Raw genomic sequence first — 2,115 nt, forward strand, 5'->3', positions numbered from 1 at the left:
GGCCGGTGCCGTGGAAGTGCTCGTCGATAAGCGGTGGCAGCTCCTTGGTCAGATACGTCGTCCACTTGTAACTGCCGTACTTGTCGTGCGTGCCAGCCCAGTCCGCCTGCTGCGAACCGATGGAGCCGCGAGGAGTGACCACATTGATGTGTTTGTCTGCGAAAAATTCGGAAGCGCGACCATCTTTCCACCACGGGGTCACCATCCCGCCGCCTGCGCCGCCCAGGAGGTAGAACGTCGGGCGCGGATTGGTGTTTCCTGGCCCGCCTTCCGGCAAGATGATTTCGTTTTCAATCTCGCGCTGCATAGACGGCGAATACACCGTCAGCACCCACACGTTGTCCTGCACGTGCTCCAATTTGCGGAACTGTGCAGGCGGCGCATCCGGATCCGGGAACGTTTGGTCCACGACCGAACTCGAGCCAAGTGACTGTGCCGCCCGCGAGCTGCCCTCGAACACAAAGCGGCCGAACAGCAGGTGGCCGAAAATGCCGCTCATCATCGCACCGAACAGGATGATCGGTATTGCCAGCGGCGGCGTATCCGGACCGATCTGGCGCAAGCCGTAAATCAGCGATGATCCTGCCCATCCGGGCGCTTCTTGCTTTTCGACGAGCCCAAGGCTCTCTCGCGATTCCGTAGCCGGTGCCGGCGTGGCGACGAGCAAGCTCACTGACGTAGTGGCAGCACACAGAGCCACACCGCGACGAATCATTGATTTCACATGCCGAACTGTAGCCCAACACCTGTCATGTACTCGATCCTGCCGAGTCAGACGAGTCTGACGAGCCCTGCTGCCCCACTGGTTGTGGCGCTTCGCTGGGCAACGGCGAGGTTGTCACCGGCGATTCGCGCTCAAAGGACTCAACGTTCAAGGCGGGACCGATAACGCTCCAGCTCTCCCGCATGGAGGTCTCGAACAGCCCCCAGCTGTGTGTGCCCTCCACTAACGGGTACCACTCCACCTCCAGGCCTGCCTTTCTCGCTTCGTCCACGAAGTAGTTGGAGCACGCATAGGAAGCGGCCTCAATAATCACTGGTGGACCGATGCGTTCTGATGAGGTCTTCGCCGCATCAATTGGCCCCGGCACGCCCTGTGCAGATGAGACGAACAACGCGATACCGCGCAGCGCGTCAAGGTTCAACACAGGCGAGTGCGCCATCCACGCCGGATCGCTCGACATACCCCACATCTTGTTGGGATTTGCACCGTTCAGTTTCAGTGCCTGACGGACATATGTGTGCCCCAGCGTCCCGGACGTGGCTGGGCAACCCGAATAGGAGCCCGCAGCCACAAACCGATCTGGCTCCAGTGACGCGATGTTTAAGGCGGGTCCGCCTGACATAGAAATTCCCGCTATGGCATCGCGGCCGGTGCCGTGGAAGTGCTCGTCGATAAGCGGCGGCAGCTCCTTGGTCAGATACGTCAACCACTTATTGCGCCCCGTTTTCCTGTCATCGCGATACCAATCGGCCTGCATGGAGGAAACCGACCCGATCGGCGTAACCACATTGACCAGTTTGTCCTGGAAAAAGTCCTGGTAGTTGGAGGAGTTGCGCCACGACCAGCCGTTCGCTGCACCATCAGCGCCCATGAGCAGGTAGAACGTGGGTCGAGGGGTGTCATTGTCGGGCCCACCCGGAAGAATCACCTCGTTTTTCACTTCCTTGCCCATAGCGTGGGAGTAGACGACGACCTCGTAGACGTCGTTCTCGATGTGCGTTACGGACTTCAACTCGGCGGGGCGCGCGTCCGGGTCCGGAAACGTATCGCTCAATTGGTACGAACTGGATCCGCCAGATGAGCCGCCGACGCTGACGCCTTCGTACATGGACGAGCCAAAGACTCCCGCGCCAAGCGTGGCTAGAAAGAGTGCCGGCACGGCGAGCAACGGAATGGTGGAGAACAGGCTGGACGCCGCTATCGGGATGCTCAACGCATCGATAACGCTCGAGCCGGTTTGTCGCGCTCTACCGCTTAAGGATGACGGCAATAACCACAGCATGGGAATAACGTACCCGTGCTTGAGGTAGCAAAACGAAAACCTCCGACCTGGCGAACCAGATCGGAGGTTTTCACGTTGTACCCCGTACGGGATTTGAACCCGTGTTACC

At 59.7% G+C, this 2,115-nt stretch carries 2 protein-coding genes; both read right to left on the reverse strand.

Features of this window, described 5'->3' with window-relative positions; all coding sequences use genetic code 11:
* Positions 1 to 715: alpha/beta hydrolase-fold protein (locus tag HMPREF2734_RS11510; protein ID WP_246816777.1), on the reverse strand; the 715-nt coding region annotated here is incomplete at its 3' end.
* 34 nt (positions 716 to 749) lie between these two features.
* On the reverse strand, positions 750 to 2,006 hold the full coding sequence (locus HMPREF2734_RS03705) for an alpha/beta hydrolase (RefSeq protein WP_083308069.1): 1,257 nt from the start codon (positions 2,004 to 2,006) through the stop codon (positions 750 to 752).
* Positions 2,007 to 2,115 lie beyond the last annotated feature (109 nt).

This window comes from Corynebacterium sp. HMSC055D05, assembly GCF_001810365.1.
Classification (GTDB): domain Bacteria; phylum Actinomycetota; class Actinomycetes; order Mycobacteriales; family Mycobacteriaceae; genus Corynebacterium; species Corynebacterium coyleae.

Coding starts and splice junctions, on each gene's coding strand:
- HMPREF2734_RS03705 (WP_083308069.1), bottom strand. CDS start 2,006: ATGCTGTGGTTATTGCCGTCATCCTTAAGCGGTAGAGCGCGACAAACC.